The sequence below is a fragment of the Dietzia sp. DQ12-76 genome (assembly GCF_014145045.1).
Taxonomy (GTDB): domain Bacteria; phylum Actinomycetota; class Actinomycetes; order Mycobacteriales; family Mycobacteriaceae; genus Dietzia.
The window spans coordinates 1-2,993 of record NZ_JAALDV010000061.1; the positions used below are offsets into that span (position 1 = coordinate 1).

General features: G+C 70.2%; 2 protein-coding genes. One reads left to right on the plus strand and one right to left on the minus strand.

Features of this window, described 5'->3' with window-relative positions; translation table 11 throughout:
• Positions 1–684, minus strand: a 684-nt coding sequence (locus tag G6019_RS03090) for an amidase family protein (RefSeq protein ID WP_309230142.1), incomplete at its 3' end; no start/stop codon positions are given.
• 242 nt (positions 685–926) lie between these two features.
• Here G6019_RS03090 and ftsH point away from each other — a divergent pair.
• The coding region (gene ftsH / locus G6019_RS03095; RefSeq protein ID WP_241725850.1) for an ATP-dependent zinc metalloprotease FtsH at positions 927–2,993 on the plus strand (2,067 nt) is incomplete at its 3' end.

Consider the following 2,993-nt stretch of genomic DNA (forward strand, 5'->3'; position numbering starts at 1 on the left):
TCGCGTCTCACCGGGTACGGGTCCGACGGAGGCCAACTCGGGTCGCCCGGCCATCACCGACAGGGCCAGCGCCGTGTCCTCGACGGTCCTGGCCAGGGGGCCCGACTCCGCCAGCCGGCCCCAGTTGTCGCCGGCGAGCCGGGTGGGGACGACCCCCGGACCGGGCTTGATGGTCACGATGCCGCAGGCGGCGGCGGGGATCCGTAGGGACCCCATCCCGTCGTCACCCACCGCCAGCGGGACCATGCCGGAGGCGACCGCCGCGGCCGATCCCCCCGACGACCCGCCCGCGGACAGGGACTCGTCGAGCGGATTGCGGGTGATTCCGTGCTCCTCCGAGTCCGTCATCCCCCACGTGCACAGCTGGGGCGCGGCGGTGATGCCCACCGGTATCGCGCCGGCCGCGAGAAGCGGGGTGATCACGGGGTTGTCGAGGGTCACCGTGCTCTTGATGGCCAGGGGGACCCCCGCCAGGGGCAGCCCGGACCGTCCGGTCTCATCCGAGGCGTCCACGGCGGCCGCGGCCGATCTGCCTTCCTCGCCGAGCAGAGTGGTGAAGGCACGGAGGGCCGGGTCGAGACGGGTGATCCGGTCCAGGGCCGAGTTGAGCGCCTCGGTAGCGGTGCCGTTACCGGAACGCACGTCCTCTGCGGCCCGGGACGCGGACGGTGTGGGGGTGGTCACGGTCCCGATGGTACGGGGCGGGTACGACACCGCCGCCCTGTCCGCCCACGGAGATCAACCCGGTCGGGTGTCGCGCTTCGCAGGTAGCCTGGTGCGACAGAGACGACGTCGCGCGCGACTGTGCTCATGACACCGAGTTCATGACACCGAGCTCATGGCACCGAGCTCATGACATCGCGCAGGACGTCGCGCACCACCAGGCCCGCCGACCGGTAGGGCTGTCCTTCGCATCCGAGGACCGAATGGAACGCAAGAGCAACACCGTCTTCCGCAACGTGGCGATCGCGGGCGTCATCATCCTGGCGATCGTCGGGTTCTCGTTCTTCGCGAACGACGAACGGGGGTACACCGAGGTCGACACCTCGGTGGCGCTCGCCCAGATCGACGCGGGCAACATCCGGGAGGCGACGATCGAGGACCGGGAGCAGCAGCTCCGTCTCACCCTCGAGTCGCCCATCACCCCGGAGGAGGGTGCGGACGAGACCGACCAGGTGCTCGCCAAGTACCCGGAGGGAGCGGCGGAACAGATCTTCGACCGGATCGCCGCCGCCGAGCCGGAGAACTTCGACACCACGGTGACGCAGCAGGGGTTCCTCACCCAGATGCTGTCGTTCCTGCTGCCCATGCTCATCCTCTTCGGGCTGCTGTTCTACTTCATGTCCCGGATGCAGGGGGGCAAGGGTGGCCTGTTCGGCGTCGGCAAGTCGCGAGCCGTCGAGTTCACCAAGGACATGCCCCAGACCACCTTCGCCGACGTCGCGGGTGAGGACGAGGCGGTGGAGGAGCTCAACGAGATCAAGGACTTCCTCCAGAACCCGGCCCGCTACGAGCGGCTGGGCGCCAAGATCCCCCGCGGCGTCCTGCTCTACGGGCCGCCCGGGACGGGCAAGACCCTGCTGGCGCGCGCCGTGGCCGGTGAGGCCGGCGTCCCGTTCTTCTCGATCTCCGGCTCGGATTTCGTGGAGATGTTCGTGGGCGTGGGCGCCTCGCGAGTCCGCGACCTCTTCGAGAAGGCCAAGCAGAACGCGCCCTGCATCGTGTTCGTCGACGAGATCGACGCGGTCGGCCGGCACCGCGGCTCCGGGACGGGCGGCGGACACGACGAGCGCGAGCAGACCCTCAACCAGCTCCTCGTCGAGATGGACGGGTTCAGCGACCGCGAGACGGTCATCATGATCGCGGCGACGAACCGGCCCGACGTGCTCGATCCGGCCCTGCTGCGCCCCGGCCGGTTCGACCGCCAGGTGCCGGTGACCAACCCGGATCTGCGGGGGCGCGAGTCGATTCTCGCCGTCCACTCGGTGGGCAAGCCCCTGGCCGCCGATGTCGACATGAAGTCGCTGGCCCGGCGCACGATCGGCATGTCCGGCGCCGACCTGGCCAACGTACTCAACGAGGGCGCGTTGCTGGCGGCACGGATGGGGCGGGACGAGATCTCGACCGACATCCTGGAGGAGGCCACCGACCGGGTGGTGGGCGGTCCTCGTCGCAAGCACCGCGTGATCAGCGAACACGAGAAGAAGGTCACCGCCTACCACGAGTCAGGGCACGCCCTGGCCGCGTGGGCGATGGAGGATCTGGAGCCGGTCCACAAGGTCACGATCCTCGCGCGCGGCCGGACGGGTGGTCACGCCCTGGTCGTCCCGGAGGACGACAAGTCCCTCATGACCCGTGCGGACATGATCGCGCGGATCGTCATGGCCATGGGGGGCCGTGCGGCCGAGGAGTACGTCTTCGGCGAACCGACCTCCGGCGCGAGCTCCGACATCGAACAGGCCACCCGTATCGCCCGCACGATGGTCGCCGAGTACGGGATGAGTTCCAAGCTGGGCGCGGTCAAGTACGGCGGCGAGGGCGGGGACCCCTTCCTCGGACGCGGCGGCGGCGCGGGTTCCGAGTACTCCCCGGAGGTGGCCAAGGCGATCGACGACGAGGTCCGCAGGATCATCGACGCCGCACACGCCGAGGCGTGGCGGGTCCTCGAGTCCAACAGGGACGTCCTCGACGCGATCGCGGCGGAGCTGCTCGAGAAGGAGACACTCCGCCAGGACGACCTCGAGCGTCTGTTCGCGGATGTGGTCAAGCGTCCGAGGATCACGGAGTTCGACGACTTCTCCGGTCGTGTCCCGTCGACCCGGCCGCCCGTCAAGACCCCGGGTGAGCTGGCCAAGGAGCGCGGCGAGCCGTGGCCGCCACCGGTGAGCGACCCGTTCGCGATGCCCGTCCTGCCGGCCAGTCGGGACGCCGGGGACACCGGACGGGACGGGAACACCGGCCAGGACTCGGGCCGGGGCGCGGTGGGCGAGACC